Below are 25,203 nucleotides of genomic sequence, written 5' to 3' on the forward strand. Positions count from 1 at the left end.
TGCGCGGTGCCTGCGTGCCGCGCGCGCGTGGTTCCACACGGTTCTGAAGCGCCAACCGCCTTGCATCGAACGGGAGATGTTCATGCTGATCCGCTGGTTACTGGCCGCGATTCATCTGCTGGGTTACGGATTTGCGCTCGCCGCGATCGTCGGACGCACGCGCGGTCTGCGCCGTCTGTCGGGTCCGGCGGGGTTACAGCGTGTGTTTGCCGCGGACAGCGTCTGGGGCATCACGGCTGTCGTGATGATCGTGACGGGGCTGATGCGCGCGTTCGGCGGCTTCGAAAAGGGTGCCGATTACTACCTGCATGAGCCGCTCTTTCACATCAAGATGGCCGCGCTCGTGCTGATCCTCGCGCTCGAAATCGCACCGATGATGACCTTGATCCGTTGGCGTGCGGCCATGCGCAGCGGCGAGACGCCCGATCTTTCCCGTGCGCGCCGTATGGCGCGCATCGGGCATTGGCAGGGCATTCTGCTGGTGGTGATGGTGCTGGCCGCGTCGGGCATGGCGCGCGGCATCGGGGCGGGCGCGGCGTGAGGTTGCGTGCCCGTTGGCGGTCAGTCAGAAGCGAGTCATGTTCAGCGCGGCGCGATACGGCACCATTGCCACGCAAGCACGCCTTTGCCGATGCCGGCTTCGTAGGGCGTGCATGACGATGCATCGAAGCTGAACCCGGCTCGCTCGAATGCAGCGGCAGCATCGGCGGCGAGCTGGCGATTGCGCGCCGCGAGATCGCAGCGGTCGTCGGCACGCAGGCCCAGATGGCATTGCTCGGACGCATCGCGCGGCGTTTCGACGGCGGCATGCAGTCGCAGCTTCGATACCGCCCAGTTCAGCGCATGACAGCCGCCCGCCGAGCGGGTCAGCCCGAGCGTCGCGGCGACGTCGTTGATGTTGTTCACGCTGTCCTCGCGCCAGTTGTGCGCGCCGTCGATCAACGCGAACGACGGGCCGCCGCGCTCGCGTGCGAATGCCACGACGCGCGCACGAAATGCATCGCTGGCGGGGAAGCTGCTGTCGATTTGCGTGAACGCGACCGTATCGGGAAAGCGCGTCGCGATCCATGCCCAGCCTGTCGTCGTGCTCCTGATAACAACCGTCGTGCGTTCCGGCTGGGCAAGCGGCGGAAGGTGCGCGTGATAGAGCGGATCGGCCCAGCCTTCATGGCCCCACGTGCGCGCGCCGCCCGTCACCACGACGACCGTGGCCGCGATCAGCAGCCACTTCGACGCGCGCCGCGCCACGCGGGCGGGCAGCAGCCGGTCGAGCAGCAGCACCAGCACCATCGGCGCCAGCATTTCGATGGGAACGATATAGCGGTAGATGCTGAACAGCTTCATCCACACGACAAAGCCGAGCACGACGAACAGCACCACAAAGCGCTGCTTCGGTTCGAGCGCGGCGCGAGCTTGCGGCTTGAAGCGTACGGTTGCACGAACGAGTGCCCACCACACGAACACGACGTAGACGATTGGCCAGATGATCTGGCGAATCGGCGTCTCGCCGACGCGCTTCGAATCTGCCGCGATGATGAACGGCCACAGCAGTGTTTCGGCGAGATTGCGCGGCAGCCAGCGCGTGTCGGCCTGGGCGGCGGGAATCGTGAGCGGATTCGGAAAGAACTTGCCGAACTGCGGATAGAGCGGATTACCGAACTGTTGCCACAGATGCAGCATCCAGAAGCCCGTCGTCGTGGCCATGCCGAGCAGCACGCCGACGCCGAACAGAAACGCAATGCGCACGCGCACCGTCAACGCGCCGGGATAGCTCAGCAGGCTCACGCACAGCGCGACGGCGAACAGCGCGTTGGTCAGCTTGAGGCCGGTGGCGAACCCAACCAGCAGGCCGCTCGCGATCGACGCGGCGACCGCGCGCGCGGTGAATTCGCCAAGGCGTTGCCAGTTCGAGAGCGCGATGAGCAGGCCGCCCAGCACGAGCAATGCGGTTGTGTCGTCGCCCATCGAGTTGCCGAGTCCCGACAGAAAGTTGGCCGTGAGGCACCCGGCTGCGGCGATGAGGACAGGCAGGCGGTATCGTTCGTCATCCGATGTGGCGGGCCACACCTGGCGCGCAATCGCAACGATCAGCACGAACGTCGAGCCATGCAGCACGCCGAGCAGAAATCCGACGACGCGCGAAGGCAGATGCGTGTTCAACAGGTACAGCGCCGAGTCGAGCAGCGGATTGAAATACGTCTGCATGCCGGCGGGCGCGAGGTCGGTCTGCAGTTTGCCGTGCAGCCATGCGAACGGGTTGTACAGGTGGTAGTTGTAGAGATCCCAGTTCGCGTCCGCGCCGAGCATCAACGAGTACAGCCCGAACAGCAGTGGCACGATCACGCATGCGACTGTCATCGCGCGACGCGAGCGCAGATCGACAATGCGCGTGCGCGTTGTAGTCGACATCGCGCTGCTCTGAAGATCCGGCTTCGCGGAATGAGGCGTCACGAGCGGGCCTTGAAGACCCACAGTTTCGCGCTCACGAAGTTGACCGTCATGCCCGCGAGCGAGCCGACGGCAACGGCGATCAGCGGCAGCAAGCCGTTCTTCGGCAGCATCACGACGGTTGCGCTATACGCTGCGTAGTTGACGACGCCGCCACCGAGCATCGCGAACAGGTAATGCCACCATTCGGACCATGCCGACCGGTTGCTGCTTTCGACGAATGTGAAGCGTCGGTTGATCTGCCATGTCGACCATACGGCAGCAAGAAACGACACCGCGCGGCCGACGAAATAACCCGCGCCCAGCGCAAGCATGCCGTACAGCACGCCGGCATCGACCACGAGTCCGATGACGCCGGCGATGGCGAAACGCAGTAGTTCACGCTTCATTGGATGGCTCGTCCCGCTAGTGTCGCTGCCTCGTTGCAGCGGAAAGCCGGCACGGCCGGTCGAAGCGAATCGTAAAGAGGCATCGGACGATAAAGGAAGATGTTGACGGGCTGCGCAGGCGACGGTGATGGAGCGCACGCGAAGCGCGGCTATTTTATCGCACGCATCGGGCGTGGCCCGTTTGTTCGAGCCGGGTGTGGCGGCGATATGGACACGCACGCAGCAAAGCATGCATCGTGATCAGGACGGACCGGAAATGAAAAAGGCCCTCGGCTTTCGCCAGAGGGCCTTTATTCTTCGGGTTCTACATACCCATGAATCTGGTGGGTAGTACTGGGATCGAACCAGTGACCCCTGCCGTGTGAAGGCAGTGCTCTACCGCTGAGCTAACCACCCGAAGAGAGGCAGATTATGTCAGGCCTTTTAGACTTCGGCAAGTACTTTTTAAGCAATTTGCGCATCGGCTGATTCGGACGCGTTGTCGGCAGCGGGTTGGGTGCGCCACACGCTGGTTCCCTTTATCGATTTGTCGAGACCATCGAGCAGCGCTTCGTGCGCGGCGAGTTCGTCGTCCGTTGCCGTGAGCACCACGAGATCGAGCGTGTCGAGTTTCACGCGCTTCGTGCCGTTGGCTTCGTTTGCAGCCGCTTCGCCGATCATGTCGATCACGAGGCTTTCCTGGCCGCGCGTCATCGCCAGATAGACTTCAGCGAGCAGCTCCGAGTCGAGCAACGCGCCGTGCAGCGTACGGTGCGCGTTGCTGATGCCGAAGCGGTCGCAGAGCGCGTCGAGCGAATTGCGCTTGCCCGGGAACATCGACTTCGCGCGCACCAGCGTATCGATCACCTCGCCGCAATGGTCTTTGAACGACGGCAGGCCGAGCAGCGCGAATTCGGCTTCGAGGAAGCCGATATCGAACGGCGCGTTGTGAATGATGAGTTCCGCGTCCTTCACGAAGTCGCGCAGTTCATTGGCGATCTCGGCGAACTTGGGCTTGTCGCTCAGGAATTCGGTGGTCAGGCCGTGCACGGCCAGCGCGCCCGGATCGCTATCGCGCTCGGGATTGACGTAGAAGTGCAGGTTGTTGCCCGTCAGCCGACGGTTCACCAGTTCGACGCAACCGATTTCGATGATGCGGTCGCCGCTTCTCGCGTTCAGTCCTGTCGTTTCCGTTTCGAGAATGATTTGACGCATGTCGGTGTTGTCTGCCTGTGTGGATGCTTGAAGCGTGAAAAAGAATAAGGCTCTCTAAAGCCCGCCGCGAACGTGCAAAAAACGGCTCGCAAACAACTCAAAGCCCGGCCAGCGACGCGACGCCGCGATTGGCGAGCGCATCCGCGCGCTCGTTCTCCGGATGGCCCGCGTGGCCTTTGACCCAGCGCCATTCGAGTTCGTGTTGCTGCGTGAGCGCGTCGAGTCGCTTCCATAGGTCGGCGTTCTTGACGGGTGCCTTGGCCGCCGTCACCCAGCCTTTCTTTTTCCAGCCATGAATCCACTCGCTGATGCCTTTCTGCACGTATTGCGAATCGGTGTGCACGACGGCCTTGCACGGACGCTTGAGCGCCTCGAGCGCAGCGATCACGGCCATCAGTTCCATGCGGTTGTTGGTCGTGTTCGCTTCGCCGCCGAACAGCTCTTTTTCCTGCGTGCCGAAACGCAGCAGCGCGCCCCAGCCGCCGGGGCCTGGATTACCCTTGCAGGCACCGTCGGTGAAAATTTCGATCAGATCAGAACTCATTTTGCCTTGTTGCGGGTGTTGGGCGTGGCAGCGGGCGCGAGGCCGGCGGCCAGCACGGGCTTCTTGACTTTCAGTGGACCCACCAGGCGCATGCCGCGCACGCGCTTGATGGCCGTGACCATGTACACGGCGCCGAAAATCGGCCACCAGCGGTCGCCGGCGGCTTCCATGAACTGATAGCGCGACAGCCATTTCTCGCCAACGAGGGGCGGACGATAGCAGCCGAAGCGCCCGCGTTCAAGGTCGAAACCGAGCAGCTTGATCCAGTCCTTGAGACGCGTAAACGCGATCAGGTCATGCGCCGCAGGCACGAACGGCCGCCCGGCGACCTTGCCGAACGACTGCCGCGCGCCCCACAGCGACAGCGAATTGAAGCCGAGAATGATCAGCTGACCCTCGGGCATCAGCACGCGCTCGGCTTCGCGCAGCAGCCTGTGCGGATCGCGGGTGAATTCCAGCGTGTGGGGCATCACGATCAGATCGACGCTTTGCGCTTCAAACGGCAGGTCGAGCAGGTCGCACCAGACGGCACTGCGTCCGGCCGGCGCGTGCCGCTCGGGCATGCCGCCCGCGATGCCGCGTGGAAAGGTATAGGGCGCGCTGGCGCCGCTCTCGGCGTCGAGCACGAGACCGCGGCAGGGCATGCGGTTCTCGCGCAGCGCGTCGAGTTGCGGCAGGCCCAGTTGCAGCGCGTGGTAGCCGAATACGTCGGACACGACGCGGTCGAGCTGCGCCTGCTCCCACTCCAGCACGTAGCGTCCGGGCGGGGAGGTGGTCCAGGCAGGCCAGTCTATAATCGATCGGTCAGACATGTTGAAGAATGCGTCGCCTATGAATTCGCTCGAGTACGTGCCCGTCCCGGCATTTGATGACAATTACATCTGGGTCGTTTCCGACGGCGCTCACGCCGTCGTCGTCGATCCGGGCGACGCCGCCCCGGTGAAGGCTTATCTGGCAAAACGGGGATGGCGGCTGAGCGCTATTTTACTCACGCACCATCATGCCGACCACGTCGGCGGAGTGGCCGATCTGCTGGATGGCCAGCTTGTGCCCGTCTACGGCCCCGCCGGAGAAGCGATTGCCCATCTCACGCAGCGTCTGAAGCAGGGCGACGAGGTGCACATCGCGGCGCCCGCGCTCGATTTCACGATACTCGACGTGCCCGGCCATACGAGTGGGCACATCGCGTACTTCCAGGCAGCCGATCCGCGCGGCACGCCGCACGTGTTCTGCGGCGACACGCTGTTCGCGTGCGGCTGCGGCCGGCTGTTCGAAGGCACGCCCGCGCAGATGCTCAAGTCGCTCGACGCGCTTGCCGCGTTGCCCGGCGCAACGGAAGTGCACTGCGCGCACGAATACACGCTGTCGAACATCCGCTTCGCGCTTGCCTGCGAACCGGGCAATCGGGATTTGCAAGCGTGGCGCGACGAAGCAACCGATCTGCGCGCCCGCCACGTGCCGACATTGCCCACCACGATCGCTCACGAACGCGCCGTCAACCCGTTCCTGCGCGCGGGCGAGCCGTCCGTTCAGGCAACGCTCGCCGAGCAGTTGCATGAATCGGTGCCGGATCGCCTGGCCGCGTTTACATTGATGCGAGAGTGGAAGAACAGGTTCCGCTAACCGGGTAAAGCATGGGGCTATGCTCATCCGAATCGTAGAAACAAACGCCAAGCCTCAGATTTGGCTACGTTTTTCACATTTTTCTGATTGACGTAAAGGGCGCACTTTCGTACTATCGGCTGCAAATTCCAGCCCCTTTGGAAGCCGAGACGTTCATGAGATTTATCTTTTGCGCGTTGTTGGTCCTGACGCTCGCCGCTTGCGCGAGCCAGGGGCCAGCAACGAATAGCCTTTCCACCGCTTCCAATCCTGCTAGCCAGCAAGCCGTAGCCGACGCCCTTCGCAAGACTGCCACCGCCAAAGAAACCATCAATGTCGACCAGGGTTCGGTCGATCAGTTGACGAGCGCGGACAGCGATCTCTGGGGCCGTATCCGCCGTGGTTTTCAGATGCCCGACCTGCAAAGCGACCTCGTCGACATGCAGGCGAACTGGTATGCACAGCGCCCGGACTACGTCCAGCGCATGACCGAACGGTCGCAGAAATACCTGTACCACATCGTCGAGGAACTCGAAGCACGTCATATGCCGACGGAACTGGCGCTGCTGCCGTTCATCGAGTCCGCGTATAACCCGCAGGCGTTGTCCGTGGCGAAGGCGGCGGGCATGTGGCAGTTCGTGCCGGGCACGGGCCGCACCTACAACCTCAAGCAGAACATGTGGCAGGACGAGCGCCGTGACGTGCTCGCGTCCACCAGCGCTGCGCTCGACTATCTGTCGCGTCTGCACGATATGTTCGGCGACTGGTACTTGGCGCTCGCCGCGTACAACTGGGGCGAGGGCAACGTGCAGCGCGCCATCGCGCGCAACGAAGCGGCGGGTCTGCCTACCGACTACCAAAGCCTGCGCATGCCGATGGAAACGCGCAACTACGTGCCCAAGCTGCAGGCCGTCAAGAACCTCGTGATGAACCCGCAGGTTTTCGGTCTCACGCTGCGGTCCATTCCGAATCACCCGTACTTCGTCACGGTCACGACGTCGCATGACATCGACGTCGATACGGCGGCGAAGCTCGCGAACATGACGCCGGACGAATTCCGCTCGCTGAATCCATCGTTCAAGAAGCCGGTCATTCTCGGCGCGACGCAACCGCAGATCCTGCAGCCGTTCGACAATGCCAGCGCGTTCGAACGCAATCTGAAGTCGTACACGGGTTCGCTGTCGTCGTGGACAACTTATACCGTCACGGAGCGCTCGCGCCCGGCGGCGATCGCCGAAAAAATCGGCGTCGAGCCCGACACGCTGATGGCCGTCAACAAGATTCCGGCCGGTATGCGCCTGAAGCCGGGTTCGACGATCGTCGTGCCGCGCGCCGATGACGACGACGAAGACATCAGCGCCGACGTCGCCGAAGGCGCTGTGCTGGCGATGGAACCGGACGTGCCCGACACGCGCAAGATGCTGATCCGCGTGCGCCGCAAGCAGTCGATGGCGATGATCGCCGACCGTTACGATGTGTCGATCGGCCAGTTGAAAGCCTGGAACCGCACGAAGCGCGACATGGTCATGCCGGGTCAGGTGGTCGTGCTGCACGTGCCCGTTGGCAAAGCGATGCCGAGCGAGCCGGGTCCGCAGAAACTGGCGACGGTGCCCGTGGGCGGCGGCGTCGAAAAGGCGAGCGCCGAGGTCGCAGCCACGCGTTCCGAATCGCGCTACGATAAGAAGCGAGGCCGCGGCCACACTGGCGTGGTGAAGGTGTCGGAACCCGTCGGCAAAACGCCTGCCGCAAAAGGCAAGGTGACGAAGGTTTCGGCGCAGTCGGCCGGCAAGGCGTCGAAGGCTGAAACTGGTAGCCGCCCTAAGGTCTCGGCCAACGCGAAGAAGGGCAAGTAAACAACAGCGGCTCTTCCGAGGATGACCGAACATGCGTTGCGGGGGCAGCGCATGAAGTGCGCTCCGATCTCTCCTCGATTTCCTTGACGCCGTCACTATCTGGTGACGGCGTTTTTCATTTCTGCCGACGCTTCCGTCCCGCGCGTTTGCATCCGGGAGTCCGCACGCGGCACGCGGTCTTGCACCACGATGGACACGATTAGGCTATCGTTCAGCCTCAGGCCTGTCTGGCCAGCTTGCTGACGCATCATGTTCTCCACGCCGCTCCGCGTTTTTCTGCTGTTCTCCGCCGGTTACTTCGTTTCGTACGTGTTCCGTGGCGTGAATCTCGGCTTTGCGCCGCTGATCACGCATGAACTCGGCCTGACGGCTGCCGATCTCGGCCTTTTGACCAGTCTGTACTTTCTCGGTTTCGCTGGCGCGCAATTGCCCGCAGGCGTGCTGCTCGATCATTTCGGCGCGCGTCGCGTGACGGCGGGCATGCTGATTTTTGCGGCCATCGGCATTGGCGTGTTCGGGACCGCGCACGGCGTCGGCACGATGATGGTGGGGCGGCTGCTGATTGGCGTCGGTGTGTCGGTGTGCCTGGGTGGAGCTTTCAAGGCGCTTGCCCAGCATTTCCCGGCGGCACGTTTGCCGCTGATCAACGGGCTGGTGATGGCTGTAGGCGGGTTGGGCGGCGTCGTGGTCGGCTCGCCGCTGACGTGGCTGCTGACCTTCGCAAGCTGGCGCGCCGTGTGTTTCGGGCTGGTCGTGCTGACGCTCGTCGTCTCCGCGATGCTGTGGGCGTTCGCGCCGGAGCAGACAGAGACGCGTCATCAGGCCAGTCTCGTCAGCCAGTTCAAGGGCACGTGGCACATCCTTCGCAGCGCAGCGTTCTGGAAGATCGCTTCGTTTTCGGTCGTCACGCAGGGCGTGTTCTACGCGATGCAGTCGCTGTGGGTCGGTGCGTGGCTGCGCGACGTGTCGGGTTTCCAGTCGCATGAGGCGGCTGCGCTGGTGTCCGTGCTGGGTTTCGCGATGATGGCCGGCTGCGTGGGTTTCGGCGCAGCGGCGCGCAGCATGGAGCGGCGCGGCGTGTCGCTGTATGCGTTTTGCGGCGTCGGCATGGCGCTGTTCGTCGTCACGCAATTGCTGATCATGCTGCGCGCGCCGCTGCCCGCGGGTCTGCTGTGGGCGGCTTACGGGATTTTCGGCGGCGTCGGCATCCTGAGCTATGCAGTGCTGGCGCGCCATTTCCCGCCGCATCTGATCGGCCGCGCGAACACGACGCTGACGCTGATCATCTTCCTGTTGATCTTCGGCTTTCAGATTGGCGTGGGCGCCGTGCTCTCGCGCTGGACGCCTACCGACGGTCACTATCCGCCTGCGGCGCATCTCACGGCGTGGGGCATTCTGGTCGCGCTGCAACTGGCGAGCGCCGTCTGGTACGCGCTGCCGAGCCGCGTGCTGGCCAAAAGCCCGTCATCGTCGATGCATGCCGAGCATCAGCCGTAAGCAACCGGCCGTATCCTGAATTTGCGTAAAAGGGGCGGCGCAGCCCCGCTGTGTAACGAGCCTGCCGGGGATGAGCGTCCTTCAGCAGCGCCCTCGTCCCGCCATCGCCCATCTCGGATTTGGAGAGAAGGGCCATTTCAGGCTATAATTTCAAGGTTTGAGCTTATCAACCCGCACCCTAGCGCCTACCTCTCCCACACCGTTCATCCGCCGCGTTTCGTTGTAGTCCCGGTTGTTTTTCATGCGTGAAATCTCCCGGCTACCGTCGCCCGGCCCGCAACCCGCCAGTTCGCCTACACGATGGGCCAACTGCCAGATCCGCGGCGCCAGATGCGACTTCCCGCGAACAGCGACAACGCGAGCGAGCCTGCGCGCGCATCATTGATGCGCCAGACGCGGCCCGCACGGATAGACAGGTCGGCAACAGGGTGTTCCCCCAAGGAGTCTCCCGTGTTGCCGTCATTTTCTCCCGCTCTGCTCGCGCTCGCCGACGGCACGGTCTTTCGTGGTTACTCGATCGGCGCGCCCGGTCATACGATCGGTGAAGTCGTTTTCAACACGGCCATCACCGGCTATCAGGAAATCCTGACCGACCCCAGCTACGCGCGCCAGATCGTCACGCTGACGTATCCGCACATCGGCAACGTCGGCGTGAATGCCGAAGATGTCGAAGCCACGAAAGTCCATGCCGCCGGCCTGATCATCCGTGATCTGCCTGTTCTCGCATCCAATTTCCGCATGGAGCGCACGCTCCCCGATTACCTGAAGGCCGAAGGCGTGGTCGCCATCGCCGGTATCGACACCCGCAAGCTGACGCGCGTTCTGCGTGACAAGGGCGCGCAGAACGGCGCGATTCTCGCAGGCTCAGATGACGAAGCGAAGGCAATCGAACTCGCGCGTTCGTTCCCCGGTCTCGCGGGCATGGACCTCGCGAAAGTCGTGTCGACGCAAAAGCCGTACGAATGGAAGCAGACGGAATGGCGTCTGGGCAGCGGCTACGGCATGCAAAACACGCCGCGCTACCGTGTGGTCGCGTTCGACTTCGGCGTGAAGTACAACATTCTCCGCATGCTGGCCGAACGCGGCTGCCAGGTCACAGTGCTGCCGGCGCAAGCCACGGCCGCTGACGCACTGGCGCTCAATCCTGATGGCGTGTTCCTGTCGAACGGTCCTGGCGATCCGGAACCGTGCGATTACGCCATCGCCGCCACGCGCGAATTCATCGAACGCGGCATTCCGACGTTCGGCATCTGCCTTGGCCATCAGATCATGGGTCTCGCCGTCGGCGCGAAGACGATGAAGATGAAGACGGGTCACCACGGTGCGAATCACCCCGTGAAGGATCTCGACGACGGCCGCGTGGTCATCACGTCGCAAAACCACGGCTTCGCAGTCGACGCCGACACGCTGCCCGCCAACGCGAAGGTCACGCACGTGTCGCTGTTCGACGGCACGCTGCAAGGCTTCGCGCTGACGGACAAGCCGGCGTTCTGCTTCCAGGGTCACCCGGAAGCGTCGCCGGGTCCGCACGACGTCGCCTATCTGTTCGATCGCTTCACGGCGTTGATGGACACGGCGAAGGGCAACAAGTCGGCAGCGGCATAAGCAGGCGCTCGTAACAGCAGCGACGGAAAAGGCGCGCCCCGCGACGCCGTTCGATCACGGTCCGAACAGACCGCCTCGAACGGCACACCGCCAGCGCGCCAACAGTAAGAACTCAGGAATACATTAGCGAGAGCGTTATGCCCAAGCGGACAGACATTAAGAGCATTCTCATTATCGGCGCGGGTCCGATCATCATCGGCCAGGCGTGCGAGTTCGATTACTCGGGCGCGCAGGCGTGCAAGGCGCTGCGTGAAGAAGGCTACAAGGTCATTCTCGTCAACAGCAATCCCGCGACGATCATGACCGACCCGAACACGGCCGACGTCACCTACATCGAGCCGATCACGTGGGAAGTGGTCGAACGCATCATCGCGAAGGAGCGCCCGGACGCGATCCTGCCGACGATGGGCGGCCAGACGGCGCTGAACTGCGCGCTCGATCTGCATCACCACGGCGTGCTCACGAAGTACAACGTCGAGCTGATCGGCGCATCGCCGGAAGCCATCGACAAGGCCGAAGATCGCCAGAAGTTCAAGGACGCGATGACGAAGATCGGCCTTGGCTCGGCGAAGTCGGGTATCGCGCATTCGATGGAAGAAGCGATGGCCGTGCACGCGGAAATCGCGGCGTTCACGGGCGGCGGCGGTTATCCGATCGTGATCCGTCCGTCGTTCACGCTCGGCGGTTCGGGCGGCGGTATTGCGTACAACCGGGAAGAATTCGAAGAGATCTGCAAGCGCGGTCTCGATCTGTCGCCGACGCGCGAACTGCTGATCGAAGAATCGCTGCTCGGCTGGAAAGAGTACGAGATGGAAGTGGTCCGCGACAAAAAGGACAACTGCATCATCGTCTGCTCGATCGAAAACCTCGACCCGATGGGCATCCACACGGGCGACTCGATCACGGTCGCACCCGCACAGACGCTCACCGACAAGGAATATCAGATCCTGCGTAACGCATCGCTCGCGGTGCTGCGCGAGATCGGCGTGGATACGGGCGGTTCGAACGTCCAGTTCTCGATCAATCCCGTCGATGGCCGGATGATCGTGATCGAAATGAACCCGCGTGTGTCGCGCTCGTCGGCGCTGGCATCGAAGGCAACGGGCTTCCCGATCGCCAAGGTCGCGGCGAAGCTGGCCGTCGGCTACACGCTGGACGAACTGAAGAACGAAATCACGGGCGGTCAGACGCCGGCTTCGTTCGAACCGACCATCGACTACGTCGTCACGAAGATTCCGCGTTTCGCGTTCGAGAAGTTCCGCGAAGCCGATCCGCGTCTGACCACGCAGATGAAGTCGGTTGGCGAAGTGATGGCCATCGGCCGCACGTTCCAGGAATCGTTCCAGAAAGCGCTGCGCGGTCTGGAAGTCGGCGTCGACGGTCTGGACGAAAAGACCACCAGCCGCGACGAAGTGATCCGCGAGATCGGCGAAGCCGGTCCGGATCGTATCTGGTACGTCGGCGATGCATTCCGCCTTGGCCTGACGCAACAGGAAATCTTCGAAGAAACGGCGATCGACCCGTGGTTCCTCGCGCAGATCGAAGAGATCATCCGCAAGGAAAAGGCGCTGGAAGGCCGCACGCTCGCGAGCCTGACGAAGGAAGAACTCAAGTATCTGAAGCAGAGCGGTTTCTCGGATCGCCGTCTGGGCAAGCTGCTCGGCGTGACGGGTCCGGACGTGCGCAAGCGCCGTATCGAACTGAACGTTCGCCCGGTCTACAAGCGCGTCGACACCTGCGCTGCCGAGTTTGCAACGAAGACGGCCTACATGTACTCGACCTACGAGGAAGAGTGCGAAGCCAACCCGACCACGAACAAGAAGATCATGGTGCTCGGCGGCGGCCCGAACCGGATCGGCCAGGGCATCGAGTTCGACTACTGCTGCGTGCACGCCGCGCTCGCGATGCGCGAAGACGGCTACGAAACGATCATGGTCAACTGCAACCCTGAGACCGTTTCGACCGACTACGACACGTCCGACCGTCTGTACTTCGAGCCGCTGACGCTCGAAGACGTGCTTGAAATCGTCGACAAGGAAAAGCCGCTCGGCGTGATCGTTCAGTACGGCGGTCAGACGCCGCTGAAGCTCGCGCTCGATCTCGAAGCGAACGGTGTGCCGATCGTCGGCACGTCGCCGGACATGATCGACGCAGCGGAAGACCGCGAGCGTTTCCAGAAGCTGCTGCAGGACCTCGGTCTGCGCCAGCCGCCGAACCGCACCGCGCGTGCCGAAGACGAAGCGCTCAAGCTTGCCGACGAAATCGGCTATCCGCTGGTCGTGCGTCCTTCGTACGTGCTGGGCGGCCGCGCGATGGAAATCGTCCACGAGCCGCGCGACCTCGAACGCTATATGCGCGAGGCCGTGAAGGTATCGAACGATTCGCCCGTGCTGCTCGACCGCTTCCTGAACGACGCGATCGAATGCGATGTGGATTGCATCTCGGACGGCGATAACGTGTTTATCGGCGGCGTGATGGAGCACATCGAACAGGCAGGCGTCCACTCGGGCGATTCGGCTTGTTCGCTGCCGCCGTACTCGCTGTCGAATGAAACCGTCACGGAACTGAAGCGTCAGACGGGCGCGATGGCAAAGGCGCTGAACGTGGTCGGCCTGATGAACGGGCAGTTCGCGATCCAGCAGGTGCCGCAGGCCGACGGCTCGAAGAAGGACGTCATCTACGTGCTGGAAGTGAATCCGCGCGCATCGCGTACGGTGCCGTACGTGTCGAAGGCGACCAGCTTGCCGCTCGCGAAGATCGCGGCGCGCGCCATGGTCGGCCAGAAGCTCGTGCAGCAAGGCGTGACGAAAGAAGTGATCCCGCCGTACTTCAGCGTGAAGGAAGCGGTGTTCCCGTTCGTCAAGTTCCCGGCTGTCGATCCCGTCCTCGGACCTGAAATGCGTTCGACAGGCGAAGTGATGGGCGTGGGCCAGACGTTCGGCGAAGCGCTCTTCAAGTCGCAGCTCGCGGCGGGTTCGCGTCTGCCGGAATCGGGCACGGTGCTGCTGACGGTGATGGACGCTGACAAGCCGAAGGCCGTCGAAGTCGCGCGCATGCTGCACGAACTCGGCTATCCGCTCGTGGCCACCAAGGGCACGGCGGCCGCGATCGAAGCGGCGGGCGTTCCCGTGAAGGTCGTCAACAAGGTGAAGGACGGCCGTCCGCACATCGTCGACATGATCAAGAACGGCGAGATCGCGCTGGTGTTCACGACAGTCGACGAAACGCGTGCCGCTATCGCCGATTCGCGTTCGATTCGCATGAGCGCGCAGGCGCAGAAGGTCACGTACTACACGACGATGTCGGGCGCGCGTGCCGCCGTTGAAGGTTTGCGTTATCTGAAGGACCTGGAAGTCTATGATTTACAAGGACTCCATGCTCGCCTAAACTAAGGCTTCAGATTTCTGTCAAAGACGTAAGTGCCGCGGTTAAGCGGCGTCCCTAAGGTGTCAGATCGGGCTTCGCGCCACGTCTGGCCACCATACGGGATGCACTTAACCGCGGTGATTTTTTTTGTGGCTGTCTTTTGCCAAAGAGTTGTTTATGAGCACTATTCCATTGACGAAGCGCGGCGCAGATCAGTTGCGCGACGAATTGCAGCGTTTGAAATCGGTTGAGCGTCCTGCCGTCATCAATTCCATCGCGGAAGCGCGTGCCCAGGGCGATCTCTCGGATAACGCCGAGTACGACGCTGCGAAAGAAAAGCAGGGCTTTATCGAAGGCCGCATCGCCGACATCGAGTCGAAGCTGGCGGCTGCGCAGATCATCGATCCGTCCGCGCTCGACGCGGAAGGCCGCGTCGTGTTCGCTGCAACGGTCGACCTGGAAGATCTCGATTCGGGTGATTCGGTTACCTATCAGATCGTCGGCGACGACGAAGCCGATCTCGAGCGCGGCCTCATCTCCGTCAGCTCGCCGATCGCGCGGGCGCTGATCGGCAAGTCGGAAGGCGACGTCGCGGCGGTGCAGGCACCGAGCGGCGTGCGCGAGTACGAAATCATCGCGGTTCGCTACGTCTGAGGCGGCTGCCGTGTCGACCATGCCGCATCGCCTGTTCCGTCTGCTGACGGTTGTGTGGGTCGGTAGCCTGCTGACCATTGGCTACGCTGTTGCGCCCGTGCTTTTCACGTCGCTCGACCGTGTGACGGCGGGCGCCGTCGCGGCACAGCTGTTTCGCATTGAAGGCGTGATCGGTGTGGTGTGCGGCGTGTTGCTGCTCGCGTTGTGCAACGTGATGGTGCGGCGCGGTGGCGACGCATACAGGCGTCTGCGCTGGCTGGTGGCCGGTATGCTGGTGTGCGTGCTGGTCGGCTATTTTGCGCTGCAGCCGTTTATGAATGCATTGCGCATCGCCGCGCAGGAAGCCGGTACGGACGTTGGTCATTCCGTGTATGCGAGCCGCTTTGGCATGCTGCATGGCGTGTCGAGCGTGTTCTACCTGATCGAAAGCCTGCTTGGGATCGTGCTCGCCTGGAAGCTGCCGGCGGGCGCCGGTCTTGCCATCGAGCAGGGCGCGTCGCGCGTCGCGGGGCGGACGGCGGGGTGATATGCCGATGCTGAGCACGCGAATTGCCGTTATATCCGGCGCAAGTTTCGCGTGTGGCTGAGGCGTCGCTGCTCATCGCAACAAGCGGACATGACGCGGCGTTCAGCGTTCTCTCCGAAAGGCGCGACTCGACGAAATGTCTGCCGCGCCGCTTCCGTGCTTACTTCGACGTCTGATGCGAGCGCTTCGCGCTCGTCTGACGCTTCTTCGCCTTCTTGATGTTGCCGCCCGCGGTGACGCGTTCATTGCCGCGCACCACCAGTTTTTGCGCCTTCGGCTTGCGCATCGGATTTTCCGACGGCTTGACGACCTTCACGACGCGCGGCGCACGGCCCTTGTTCGACGGTTCATCGCCCATTGCTTCGCGCGCGCTCGGCAACGTGCCGCGTTTGGCCTTCGCCGCGACAGGTGCGCGTTCGGTGGCGACCTTTTCGGGCTTCCAGATAACCAGCAGCTAGCCGATATGCTGGATCGGCGCGGCACTGAGCCGGTCGCAGATTTCGTCATAAATGGCGACACGCTCTTCGCGTTCGTCGCCGAACACGCGGATCTTGATCAGCTGATGTGCTTTCAGGTGGACCTTGATTTCGGCCAGCACGGCGTCGGTCAGCCCTTCGGCGCCGACGAGCACGACCGGCTTGAGCGCGTGAGCCTGGGAGCGCAGATCGGCGCGTTGTTCGGAGGAAACTTTGAGGGCTGGCATGAGAAGTGGAAGACTCGACTAAAATGGCGGCGCCCGCGAGCAGGGATCGGTGGTCCGGAAAACCGGCAATCCGGCGAAACAACAGGCGGCGCGCGAGAAAATAGAAACTGCGATGAATACAGCGCCAGGCCGGGTGCGACAAGCGATGGCGGCGCGGACTGCAAGCAGAACCACGAGCGCGGATGACGGCCTTTGGCTGCAGCCGCGCGAATTAAACGCGTATTATCCGCTAAAAGCGCTGCATTACGTAGCAAGAGTTCAACGTTTAATGGCAAAAAACAAGTTCAACACGTCGTGGCTGCACGACCATATCAACGATCCGTACGTGAAAATGGCGCAACGGGAGGGCTATCGCGCCCGCGCCGCCTACAAGCTGAAGGAAATCGACGAACAGGACAAGCTGATCCGTCCCGGACAGGTCGTCGTCGATCTCGGCGCGGCGCCCGGCAGCTGGAGCCAGTACGTGCGCAACAAGCTGGCGCAGGGCAAGAACCGCGACACGCAGCGCGAAGGCGGCGTTGACGGCACGATCATCGCGCTCGACCTGCTGCCGATGGAGCCCATCGCCGACGTTCACTTCATCCAGGGCGACTTCCGCGAGGACAGCGTGCTGGAGCAGCTCGAAGAAGTTGTCGGAGAGCGCGACGTGGACCTTGTAATTTCGGATATGGCGCCCAACCTGTCGGGAGTGGCGGTGGCGGACGCCGCGCGGATCGAGCATGTGTGCGATCTCGCGTTGGAGTTTTCGCAAAACCACCTGAAACCTGATGGTGCCCTTTTAGTCAAATGCTTTCACGGCAGCGGTTACAGCCAGATTGTCGAAAAGTTCAAGCACCAGTTCAAAACGGTGGCTGCACGCAAGCCGAAGGCGTCCCGGGACAAGTCGTCCGAGACGTTCATTCTCGGCAGGCACCTGAAGCGGCCCCGTTGAGCAGGGTGCAGTGAAATGTGAGCCCGCATTTCCGGGGGAGCTGGAAAATAAGAGCGCTGAGGTTGCGCGGCACGCTATTTATGCGGTAGCGAATGCTTATGGCAGGGGTCTGCGGACTGGATTAGAATGCCTGAGTGGTGCCGCAAGGCAAATGTAGGCGCTTGTCTATGAGTGAAGGAGTGGTGCTTTGAACAACAACATGTTTTCGAAAGCAGCAGTGTGGCTGGTTATCGCACTGGTGCTGTTTACGGTGTTCAAGCAGTTCGACAAGCCCCGTGTCCAGGAAGGCGTTTCCTATTCGCAGTTCATGGACGACGCGAAAAGCGGCAAGGTCAAGAGCGTGATCGTTCAGGGGCGCAACCTCACGGTGACGCCGGCTGATGGTCAAAAGTATCAGATCGTGTCGCCGGGCGACATCTGGATGGTCGGCGACCTGATGAAGTATGGCGTGCAGGTCAGCGGCAAGGCTGATGACGAGCCGAATGCGCTGGTGTCCGCGCTGTATTACCTCGGGCCAACCATGCTGATTATCGGGTTCTGGTTCTACATGATGAGACAGATGCAGGGAGGCGGGAAAGGCGGTGCCTTCTCGTTCGGTAAATCCCGTGCGCGTCTGATCGATGAGAACAACAACGCCATCAATTTCTCGGACGTCGCGGGCTGCGACGAGGCGAAGGAAGAAGTGTCCGAACTGGTCGACTTCCTGCGCGATCCGCAGAAGTTCCAGAAGCTGGGTGGTCGCATTCCGCGCGGCGTGCTGCTGGTCGGCCCGCCGGGAACCGGTAAGACGCTGCTGGCACGTGCTATCGCCGGTGAAGCGAAGGTGCCGTTCTTCAGCATCTCGGGTTCGGACTTCGTTGAAATGTTCGTGGGTGTCGGTGCCGCTCGCGTGCGCGACATGTTCGAACAGGCCAAGAAGCATGCGCCTTGCATCGTGTTCATCGACGAAATCGACGCGGTTGGCCGTCATCGTGGCGCCGGCATGGGCGGCGGTAACGACGAACGCGAACAGACGCTGAACCAGATGCTCGTCGAAATGGACGGCTTCGAGGCGAACTCGGGCGTGATCGTGATCGCTGCGACGAACCGTTCGGACGTGCTGGACAAGGCGCTGCTGCGTCCGGGCCGTTTCGACCGTCAGGTGTATGTCGGTCTGCCGGATATCCGTGGCCGTGAGCACATCATGAAGGTGCACCTGCGTAAGGTGCCGATCGCGAACGACGTGGATGCAGCGGTGATCGCACGCGGCACGCCGGGCTTCTCGGGCGCTGATCTGGCGAACCTCGTGAACGAAGCGGCGCTGTTCGCTGCACGTCGCGGCAAGCGCATCGTCGAAATGCAGGATTTCGAAGACGCGAAGGACAAGATCTTCATGGGTCCGGAGCGCAAGTCGGCCGTGATCCGCGAAGACGCGAAGCGCGCGACGGCGTACCACGAGTCGGGCCATGCGGTGATCGCGAAGCTGTTGCCGAAGGCTGACCCGGTGCACAAGGTCACGATCATCCCGCGCGGCCGTGCGCTGGGCGTGACGTGGCAGTTGCCGGAGCACGACAACGAAACGTACTCGAAGGATTACCTGCTGGATCGTCTGGCTATCCTGTTCGGCGGCCGGGTTGCGGAAGAACTGTTCCTGAACCTGATCAGCACGGGCGCATCGGACGACTTCAACAAGGCAACCTCGACCGCACGTGCGATGGTCGCGCGTTTCGGCATGACGGACGCACTGGGACCGATGGTCTACGTCGACGACGAGAACGATCAAGGGCCGTTTGGCCGTGGCTTCACGCGCACGATCTCGGAAGCGACGCAGCAGAAGGTGGATGCCGAAATCCGCCGCGTGCTGGACGAGCAGTACAACCTCGCACGACGTCTGCTCGACGAGAACCGAGACAAGGTCGAAGCGATGACAGCCGCGCTGATGGAGTGGGAAACGATCGACGCCGATCAGATCAACGACATCATGGCTGGCCGTCCGCCGCGCTCGCCGAAGAGCTCGCCGTCGCCGGGCGATGCGTCGGGTGGCAGCAGTCCGGGCACGGAAGTCAAGCCGGGCAGCGCGACCGCGCCGGCTACCTGATAATCGGTTAAAGGTGTTTTACGGGCCGGTGTGTTTTCACACCGGCCCGTTTTCATTTCTAATGCTGCTCGGCTCGCGATTCAGTTTTTTCGCTGTTCTTCCTAATCCCTCGTCTGCGACTTACGCCTCTTCTCGTGTCAAACGTCGATTCCCCGCTTTATCCGATTCCTGAACCGATGCAATGCGGCCGGTTCTCCCTGACCTTTGAACGTCCGTTGGTCATGGGCATTCTCAATGTCACGCCTGATTCGTTTTCCGATGGCGGAAGTTACGTCGATCCGGCCGAGGCACGGCGGCAGGCCGAGCGCATGCTGACGGAAGGCGCCGACATCATCGACATCGGCGGCGAGTCGACGCGGCCCGGTGCGCCCCCCGTCCCCCTCGACGAAGAGTTGAAGCGCGTCATTCCACTGGTCGAGGAGCTAGTCAAAGCGAATATTCTCGTCTCCGTCGACACCTATAAGCCTGAAGTTATGCGCCATGCGCTGGCGGCCGGCGCTGATCTGATCAATGATATCTGGGGGTTCCGGATGCCCGGCGCGATCGACGCCGTGAAGGACAGTCAGTGCGGGCTGTGCGTGATGCACATGCTCGGCGAGCCGCAGACCATGCAGGTCGGCGAGCCGGCTTATGACGATGTCGTCGCCGACGTCCGAGCCTTTCTTGATGAACGTGTCAACACAATGATAAAGGCCGGTGTTGCAAAAAATCGCATTAGCGTCGATCCAGGCTTCGGCTTCGGTAAGACCGTCGAGCATAATTACGCGCTGCTCGCACACTTGCCTAAGACTGCACCGGTCGTCGGCAGGCCGTTGCCGATTCTGGCCGGCATGTCGCGCAAATCGATGCTGGGTGCTGTCGTGAACCGGCCGGCGCCGCAGCGTGTTGCGGCGAGCGTCGCAGCGGCGGTGTGTGCGGCTGAACGGGGCGCGGCAATGATCCGCGTGCATGACGTAGAGCAGACGGTGGATGCACTGAAAGTATGGGCGGCTACGCGAGACGCAGCGCGCAGCGCCTGATCTCCACGCTTGGGAGGAAAATTCAAACATGGCACGTCGATATTTCGGAACAGATGGGATTCGTGGCAAGGTCGGTGAAGGTCCGATCACGCCTGATTTTGTGCTGCGCCTCGGCTACGCAGCCGGCAAGGTGCTCGCGGGCGCCGACACATGGGCGAAGACGGGCAGCCGGCCGACTGTGCTGATCGGCAAGGACACGCGTGTGTCGGGCTACATGCTCGAAGCCGCGCTGGAATCGGGTTTCTCGGCAGCAGGCGTCGATGTGATGCTGGCTGGCCCGATGCCGACGCCCGGCGTCGCGTATCTCACGCGCGCGCTGCGTCTTGCGGCGGGCGTCGTGATCAGCGCGTCGCACAACCCGTACTACGACAACGGCATCAAGTTCTTCTCCGCCGACGGCAACAAACTGCCCGACGAAGTCGAACTGCAGATCGAGGAGCAACTGGACAAGCCGCTCGAATGCGCGCCGTCCGAACGCCTCGGCAAGGCTCGACGCCTCGACGACGCGGCTGGCCGCTACATCGAGTTCTGCAAGAGCACGTTCCCGCAGACGTTCGATCTGCGCGGCATGAAGCTGGTCGTCGATTGCGCGCATGGCGCCGCGTACGACGTCGCGCCGAAGGTGTTCCACGAACTCGGCGCGGACGTGATCACGATCGGCGTCTCGCCGAACGGCTTCAACATCAACGACGCCGTTGGCGCAACGGCACCCGACGCGCTGGTGCGGGCCGTGCGCGCGAACAAGGCCGATCTCGGTATTGCGCTCGATGGCGACGCCGACCGTCTGCAGATCGTCGATGCCAACGGCCGGCTCTATAACGGCGACGAGCTGCTGTACGTGCTGGTGCAGGACCGTATCGCGACGCAAGGCAAGGTCGACGGGGCGGTCGGCACGCTGATGACCAACATGGCCGTCGAAGTCGCGCTGAAGAAGGTGGGCGTGAAGTTCGTGCGCGCTGCCGTCGGCGATCGCTACGTGCTGGAGCAACTGCGCGAGCATGGCTGGGAACTGGGCGCGGAAGGCTCGGGCCACATCCTGTCGCTGGATCGCCATTCGACGGGCGACGGCATCGTCTCGGCGCTGCTGGTGCTGGCAGCCGTCAAGCGCAGCGGCCGTTCACTTGAACAGCTGCTCGAAGCCGTCAAGCTGTTCCCGCAAAAGCTGATCAACGTCCGCATGCAGCCGGGCGCGGACTGGAAGGGCAGCGATGCCATCCGTCGCGCGATCAGCGAGGCCGAAGGCGCACTCGACGGCAGCGGCCGTGTGCTGATCCGTGCATCAGGCACCGAGCCGGTTCTGCGCGTGATGGTCGAGGCAGCGCACGAGAACGACGCCGTGCACCACGCTGAAACAATCGCCGCCGTGGTCAAAGAGGCGACGACCTGATTCGCGACAGAATCGTTTCGACCAGAAGGGCGGCGCATGCCGCCCTTTTTTACGTCTGCCGGGTGCGGCGCAACGCCGCACCACCTTCGGGCAGGCACGAAAGCCCGCAAACGTTGGCATTCAGCCAATTTCGAGCGCAAAGCCGCCGATCCACCGCGCATCTGCTGCTGCAGTAGAAACCCTGACATAGCGCCTTTCATCGCCGTAATAGAAATGTCACATCAAGTTCACGGATAGTCATGTGACTGTCACAATGGGCCACTATTCTTCGCGGTGTCGTTGCACACGCTCACAACCACGGAGAAAACATGAAACTGATGCAAACCGCGTTCGCTGGCATGGCTGGCGCTCTCTTTGCGATCGCAGCGCAAGCCGCCGACATCACCGGCGCGGGCAGCACCTTTGCAGCACCGATCTACACGAAGTGGGCAGATGCTTACCAGAAGACGGGCGGCGGCAAGGTCAACTATCAAGGCATCGGCTCGTCGGGCGGTATCAAGCAGATCGTCGCGAAGACGGTTGATTTCGCAGGCTCGGACGCTCCCCTGAAGGACGACGAACTGGCGAAGGAAGGCCTGTTCCAGTTCCCGACGGTGGTCGGCGGCGTGGTGCCCGTGATCAACGTGCCGGGCGTCAAGGCTGGTGAAGTCACGCTGTCGGGTGAAGTCCTCGGCGACATCTACCTCGGCAAGATCAAGAAGTGGAATGACCCGGCAATCGAAGCGCTGAACCCGAAGGTCAAGCTGCCGGATACGGACATCGCCGTGGTTCGCCGCGCCGACGGTTCGGGCACGTCGTTCATCTGGACGAACTACCTGTCGAAGGTCAACCCGGAATGGAAGTCGAAGATCGGCGAAGGTTCGACGGTCAACTGGCCGACGGGTACGGGCGGCAAGGGTAACGACGGCGTCGCAGCATTCGTGCAACGTCTGCCGGGCGCAATCGGCTACGTCGAGTGGGCGTACGCGAAGCAAAACCACATGACGTTCGTCGACATGAAGAACTCGTCGGGCACGGTGGTCGAGCCGAAGACGGAAACCTTCAAGGCAGCGGCAGCGGGCGCAGACTGGTCGAAGTCGTTCTACCAGATCCTGACGAACGAGCCGGGCAAGAACGCAGGGCCGATCGTCGGCGCGACGTTCGTGCTGCTGCACACGACGCAAGAGAAGGGTCCGCAAGGCGCGGAAACGCTGAAGTTCTTCGACTGGGCGTTCAAGAACGGCGGCCAGGCTGCTAACGATCTGGACTACATCTCGCTGCCGGAATCGGTTGTGTCGGAAATCAAGACGCAGTGGAAGGCAAAGGTCAAGGACGCATCGGGCAAGGCAAGCGCCGAGTAAGCCTCGATTCGTAGCAGTAGACGCGAAACAGTAGCAGCACCCACCGCGCGCATCACAGCAACACGCTGCGCGCGGCCGGCCGCCGGGCTTCGATGAGGCCCGGCGGCCTCAGTTCTGGCTGTGTGGCATACGCCATGCGGCAACCGGAAACAGGTTTATCAGCTCCCATGTCCGACCTCCCTCTCACTTCTGGTTCGGCCCGGTCGACTCCGCCCGGCAGCACGACGCAGAAAGCGCCCAGCCGCGCGGGCGACGTCATTTTCGGCGGCATTGCCCGGCTGTCCGCCATCGTCACGTTGCTGCTGCTCGGCGGCATCATCGTGTCGCTGATCGTCGCTTCGATGCCGACGATCCAGAAATTCGGCCTCTCATTTCTCTGGACGGCGGACTGGGATCCACCGTCCGAGCAGTTCGGCGCGCTGGTGCCTATCTACGGCACGATTGCGACGTCGATCATTGCGCTCATCATCGCGGTGCCTGTGAGCTTCGGCATTGCGCTCTTTCTGACCGAGTTGTCCCCCGCATGGCTGCGCCGCCCGCTCGGCATCGCGATCGAACTGCTCGCCGCGATTCCGTCGATCGTGTACGGCATGTGGGGTCTGCTCGTGTTCGCGCCGATCTTCGCGCAGTACTTCGAAAAGCCGCTCGGCACGCTGCTCGGCGGCATGCCGATCATCGGCGCGCTGTTCAAGGGCCCGCCCATCGGCATCGGCATTCTGTGCGCCGGCGTGATTCTCGCGATCATGATCATTCCGTACATCGCCTCGGTGATGCGCGACGTGTTCGAAGTCACGCCCGTGCTGCTGAAGGAATCGGCATACGGCATCGGTTGCACGACGTGGGAAGTGATGTGGAAGATCGTGCTGCCGTTCACGAAGACGGGTGTGATCGGCGGCGTGATGCTCGGCCTTGGCCGCGCGCTCGGCGAGACGATGGCCGTCACGTTCGTGATCGGCAATACCAATCTGCTCGACAACGTGTCGCTCTTTTCACCGGGTACCAGCATTACATCGGCGCTCGCGAACGAATTCGCGGAAGCCGCGCCCGGCCTGCATACGGCCGCGCTGATGGAACTGGGCCTGATCCTGTTTGTGATTACCTTCATCGTGCTGGCGATTTCGAAAATCATGCTGCTTCGCCTCGAGAAAGGGGAGGGCGCAAAATGAGCCAACCCTCGTTGAATATGCCGGGCAGCACCGCTGTCGCCGCGCTCGAAGCGATGCGCAACAAGCTGCAAAAGCGCCGCAAGGTGACCAATGCACGCGCGCTGACGATGTCGCTCGCAGCCATGGCGTTTGGCTTGCTGTGGCTCGTGTGGATTCTCTACACGACGCTGCGGCTCGGTATCGGCGGCCTGTCCGTCGAGCTGTTCACGCAGTCGACGCCGCCGCCGAACACGGATGGCGGCGGTCTCGCCAACGCGATCGTCGGCAGCCTGATGCTGGTCGTGCTGGCCACGTTCGTCGGCACGCCGATCGGCATCATGGCGGGCGTGTACCTCGCCGAGTACGGCCAGAAGGGCTGGCTCGCGAGCATCACGCGCTTTATCAACGACATCCTGCTGTCGGCGCCGTCGATCGTGGTCGGTCTGTTCGTGTACGCGCTGGTCGTTGCCAAGATGGGCCACTTCAGCGGCTGGGCAGGTGTGATCTCGCTCGCGCTGCTGCAGATTCCCATCGTGATCCGCACGACGGAAAACATGCTGAAGCTGGTGCCGAACGCACTGCGTGAAGCCGCCTTTGCACTCGGTACGCCGAAGTGGAAGATGGTGCTGTCGATCACGCTGAAAGCGTCGGTCGCGGGCATCGTGACGGGCGTGCTGCTGGCTATCGCACGTATCGCCGGCGAAACGGCGCCGCTGCTGTTCACGGCGTTGTCGAATCAATTCTTCTCGATGGACATGAATCAGCCGGTTGCGAACCTGCCGGTCACGATCTTCAAGTTCGCGATGAGTCCGTTCGCGCAGTGGCAGTCGCTCGCGTGGGCTGGCGTCTTCCTGATCACGCTCGGAGTGTTGGGTCTCAACATTCTTGCGCGTACGATCTTCTCGAAAAAGTAAGGGCGGAGC

Annotated in this window: 20 protein-coding genes, 1 tRNA gene and 1 pseudogene; 15 read left to right on the plus strand and 7 right to left on the minus strand. The window is 62.5% G+C overall.

Features of this window, described 5'->3' with window-relative positions:
- The first annotated feature begins 82 nt into the window (after nucleotides 1–82).
- Nucleotides 83–541 carry a DUF2214 family protein gene (locus DK391_RS11380; protein WP_109478140.1) on the plus strand — a complete coding sequence of 153 codons (459 nt, stop codon included), beginning with the start codon at nucleotides 83–85 and terminating at the stop codon, nucleotides 539–541.
- Nucleotides 542–582: 41 nt separating this feature from the next.
- Here DK391_RS11380 and DK391_RS11385 read toward each other — a convergent pair whose 3' ends face one another.
- From DK391_RS11385 to DK391_RS11410, 6 genes are all read right to left on the minus strand, one after another.
- Nucleotides 583–2,409 carry a glycosyltransferase 87 family protein gene (locus tag DK391_RS11385; RefSeq protein WP_109478141.1) on the minus strand — a complete coding sequence of 609 codons (1,827 nt, stop codon included), beginning with the start codon at nucleotides 2,407–2,409 and terminating at the stop codon, nucleotides 583–585.
- 38 nt (nucleotides 2,410–2,447) lie between these two features.
- The gene (locus DK391_RS11390; protein ID WP_109478099.1) at nucleotides 2,448–2,837 is read right to left on the minus strand and encodes a GtrA family protein; all 390 of its coding nucleotides are present in this window, start codon (nucleotides 2,835–2,837) and stop codon (nucleotides 2,448–2,450) included.
- Nucleotides 2,838–3,158: 321 nt separating this feature from the next.
- Nucleotides 3,159–3,233 (minus strand) — tRNA-Val (locus DK391_RS11395).
- A gap of 48 nt (nucleotides 3,234–3,281) precedes the next feature.
- Nucleotides 3,282–4,031, minus strand: a complete 750-nt coding sequence (gene dnaQ, locus DK391_RS11400) for a DNA polymerase III subunit epsilon (protein ID WP_109478100.1) — start codon at nucleotides 4,029–4,031, stop codon at nucleotides 3,282–3,284.
- A 97-nt stretch (nucleotides 4,032–4,128) separates the two neighbouring features.
- Nucleotides 4,129–4,575 (minus strand): ribonuclease HI, encoded by a 447-nt coding sequence (gene rnhA, locus DK391_RS11405; protein WP_109478101.1) that lies wholly within the window; start codon nucleotides 4,573–4,575, stop codon nucleotides 4,129–4,131.
- Nucleotides 4,572–5,387, minus strand: a complete 816-nt coding sequence (locus DK391_RS11410) for a class I SAM-dependent methyltransferase (RefSeq protein ID WP_109478102.1) — start codon at nucleotides 5,385–5,387, stop codon at nucleotides 4,572–4,574. Before DK391_RS11410 ends, rnhA begins: the two co-directional genes overlap by 4 nt.
- A 19-nt stretch (nucleotides 5,388–5,406) precedes the next feature.
- Here DK391_RS11410 and gloB point away from each other — a divergent pair, with 19 nt between their 5' ends.
- The 7 genes from gloB to DK391_RS11445 all read left to right on the plus strand — a co-directional run bounded on the left by gloB (nucleotide 5,407) and on the right by DK391_RS11445 (nucleotide 15,678).
- Complete coding sequence (gloB, locus tag DK391_RS11415) at nucleotides 5,407–6,198, plus strand: hydroxyacylglutathione hydrolase (RefSeq protein ID WP_109478142.1); 792 nt, start codon at nucleotides 5,407–5,409, stop codon at nucleotides 6,196–6,198.
- Between the two features lie 155 nt (nucleotides 6,199–6,353).
- Nucleotides 6,354–8,030 carry a transglycosylase SLT domain-containing protein gene (locus DK391_RS11420; RefSeq protein ID WP_109478103.1) on the plus strand — a complete coding sequence of 559 codons (1,677 nt, stop codon included), beginning with the start codon at nucleotides 6,354–6,356 and terminating at the stop codon, nucleotides 8,028–8,030.
- Between the two features lie 249 nt (nucleotides 8,031–8,279).
- On the plus strand, nucleotides 8,280–9,527 hold the full coding sequence (locus DK391_RS11425; protein WP_109478104.1) for an MFS transporter: 1,248 nt from the start codon (nucleotides 8,280–8,282) through the stop codon (nucleotides 9,525–9,527).
- Between the two features lie 450 nt (nucleotides 9,528–9,977).
- Nucleotides 9,978–11,132 (plus strand): glutamine-hydrolyzing carbamoyl-phosphate synthase small subunit, encoded by a 1,155-nt coding sequence (gene carA, locus DK391_RS11430; RefSeq protein ID WP_109478105.1) that lies wholly within the window; start codon nucleotides 9,978–9,980, stop codon nucleotides 11,130–11,132.
- A gap of 137 nt (nucleotides 11,133–11,269) precedes the next feature.
- Nucleotides 11,270–14,524: a carbamoyl-phosphate synthase large subunit gene (carB, locus tag DK391_RS11435; RefSeq protein WP_109478106.1), complete on the plus strand. Its 3,255-nt coding sequence runs from the start codon at nucleotides 11,270–11,272 to the stop codon at nucleotides 14,522–14,524.
- A 151-nt stretch (nucleotides 14,525–14,675) separates the two neighbouring features.
- The gene (gene greA, locus DK391_RS11440) at nucleotides 14,676–15,152 is read left to right on the plus strand and encodes a transcription elongation factor GreA (RefSeq protein ID WP_109478107.1); all 477 of its coding nucleotides are present in this window, start codon (nucleotides 14,676–14,678) and stop codon (nucleotides 15,150–15,152) included.
- Nucleotides 15,153–15,171: 19 nt separating this feature from the next.
- Nucleotides 15,172–15,678, plus strand: coding sequence for a DUF4149 domain-containing protein (locus tag DK391_RS11445; protein ID WP_109478108.1), 507 nt, complete (start codon nucleotides 15,172–15,174; stop codon nucleotides 15,676–15,678).
- 160 nt (nucleotides 15,679–15,838) lie between these two features.
- Here the strand turns inward: DK391_RS11445 and DK391_RS11450 are convergent.
- Nucleotides 15,839–16,381, minus strand: a pseudogene (locus DK391_RS11450) (YhbY family RNA-binding protein).
- Nucleotides 16,382–16,649: 268 nt separating this feature from the next.
- Between DK391_RS11450 and DK391_RS11455 the strand changes: the two are divergent.
- The 7 genes from DK391_RS11455 (at nucleotide 16,650) to pstA (ending at nucleotide 25,194) form a co-directional block, all read left to right on the plus strand.
- On the plus strand, nucleotides 16,650–17,312 hold the full coding sequence (locus DK391_RS11455; protein ID WP_109478109.1) for an RlmE family RNA methyltransferase: 663 nt from the start codon (nucleotides 16,650–16,652) through the stop codon (nucleotides 17,310–17,312).
- Between the two features lie 187 nt (nucleotides 17,313–17,499).
- The gene (ftsH, locus tag DK391_RS11460) at nucleotides 17,500–19,389 is read left to right on the plus strand and encodes an ATP-dependent zinc metalloprotease FtsH (protein ID WP_109478110.1); all 1,890 of its coding nucleotides are present in this window, start codon (nucleotides 17,500–17,502) and stop codon (nucleotides 19,387–19,389) included.
- Nucleotides 19,390–19,523: 134 nt separating this feature from the next.
- Nucleotides 19,524–20,408, plus strand: a complete 885-nt coding sequence (folP, locus tag DK391_RS11465) for a dihydropteroate synthase (RefSeq protein WP_109478111.1) — start codon at nucleotides 19,524–19,526, stop codon at nucleotides 20,406–20,408.
- Between the two features lie 28 nt (nucleotides 20,409–20,436).
- Nucleotides 20,437–21,795: a phosphoglucosamine mutase gene (gene glmM / locus DK391_RS11470; RefSeq protein WP_109478112.1), complete on the plus strand. Its 1,359-nt coding sequence runs from the start codon at nucleotides 20,437–20,439 to the stop codon at nucleotides 21,793–21,795.
- A gap of 308 nt (nucleotides 21,796–22,103) precedes the next feature.
- Complete coding sequence (gene pstS, locus DK391_RS11475; RefSeq protein ID WP_109478113.1) at nucleotides 22,104–23,135, plus strand: phosphate ABC transporter substrate-binding protein PstS; 1,032 nt, start codon at nucleotides 22,104–22,106, stop codon at nucleotides 23,133–23,135.
- 167 nt (nucleotides 23,136–23,302) lie between these two features.
- A complete protein-coding gene (gene pstC / locus DK391_RS11480) occupies nucleotides 23,303–24,301 on the plus strand; it encodes a phosphate ABC transporter permease PstC (protein ID WP_109478114.1) in 999 nt (332 codons plus the stop codon).
- On the plus strand, nucleotides 24,298–25,194 hold the full coding sequence (pstA, locus tag DK391_RS11485) for a phosphate ABC transporter permease PstA (RefSeq protein WP_109478115.1): 897 nt from the start codon (nucleotides 24,298–24,300) through the stop codon (nucleotides 25,192–25,194). The genes pstC and pstA overlap by 4 nt, the downstream gene beginning before the upstream one ends.
- The last annotated feature ends 9 nt before the right edge of the window (nucleotides 25,195–25,203 follow it).

The sequence above is a fragment of the Paraburkholderia sp. C35 genome (assembly GCF_003121405.1).
Lineage (GTDB): Bacteria > Pseudomonadota > Gammaproteobacteria > Burkholderiales > Burkholderiaceae > Paraburkholderia.

Excerpts from the sequence above, each read along its gene's own strand:
- greA (WP_109478107.1), top strand. The coding sequence starts at position 14,676 with ATGAGCACTATTCCATTGACGAAGCGCGGCGCAGATCAGTTGCGCGAC.
- DK391_RS11445 (WP_109478108.1), top strand. The coding sequence starts at position 15,172 with ATGCCGCATCGCCTGTTCCGTCTGCTGACGGTTGTGTGGGTCGGTAGC.
- gloB (WP_109478142.1), top strand. The coding sequence starts at position 5,407 with ATGAATTCGCTCGAGTACGTGCCCGTCCCGGCATTTGATGACAATTAC.
- DK391_RS11385 (WP_109478141.1), bottom strand. The coding sequence starts at position 2,409 with ATGTCGACTACAACGCGCACGCGCATTGTCGATCTGCGCTCGCGTCGC.
- DK391_RS11455 (WP_109478109.1), top strand. The coding sequence starts at position 16,650 with ATGGCAAAAAACAAGTTCAACACGTCGTGGCTGCACGACCATATCAAC.
- DK391_RS11390 (WP_109478099.1), bottom strand. The coding sequence starts at position 2,837 with ATGAAGCGTGAACTACTGCGTTTCGCCATCGCCGGCGTCATCGGACTC.
- carB (WP_109478106.1), top strand. The coding sequence starts at position 11,270 with ATGCCCAAGCGGACAGACATTAAGAGCATTCTCATTATCGGCGCGGGT.
- rnhA (WP_109478101.1), bottom strand. The coding sequence starts at position 4,575 with ATGAGTTCTGATCTGATCGAAATTTTCACCGACGGTGCCTGCAAGGGT.
- pstA (WP_109478115.1), top strand. The coding sequence starts at position 24,298 with ATGAGCCAACCCTCGTTGAATATGCCGGGCAGCACCGCTGTCGCCGCG.
- DK391_RS11380 (WP_109478140.1), top strand. The coding sequence starts at position 83 with ATGCTGATCCGCTGGTTACTGGCCGCGATTCATCTGCTGGGTTACGGA.
- pstC (WP_109478114.1), top strand. The coding sequence starts at position 23,303 with ATGTCCGACCTCCCTCTCACTTCTGGTTCGGCCCGGTCGACTCCGCCC.
- dnaQ (WP_109478100.1), bottom strand. The coding sequence starts at position 4,031 with ATGCGTCAAATCATTCTCGAAACGGAAACGACAGGACTGAACGCGAGA.
- DK391_RS11410 (WP_109478102.1), bottom strand. The coding sequence starts at position 5,387 with ATGTCTGACCGATCGATTATAGACTGGCCTGCCTGGACCACCTCCCCG.
- glmM (WP_109478112.1), top strand. The coding sequence starts at position 20,437 with ATGGCACGTCGATATTTCGGAACAGATGGGATTCGTGGCAAGGTCGGT.
- DK391_RS11420 (WP_109478103.1), top strand. The coding sequence starts at position 6,354 with ATGAGATTTATCTTTTGCGCGTTGTTGGTCCTGACGCTCGCCGCTTGC.
- pstS (WP_109478113.1), top strand. The coding sequence starts at position 22,104 with ATGAAACTGATGCAAACCGCGTTCGCTGGCATGGCTGGCGCTCTCTTT.
- DK391_RS11425 (WP_109478104.1), top strand. The coding sequence starts at position 8,280 with ATGTTCTCCACGCCGCTCCGCGTTTTTCTGCTGTTCTCCGCCGGTTAC.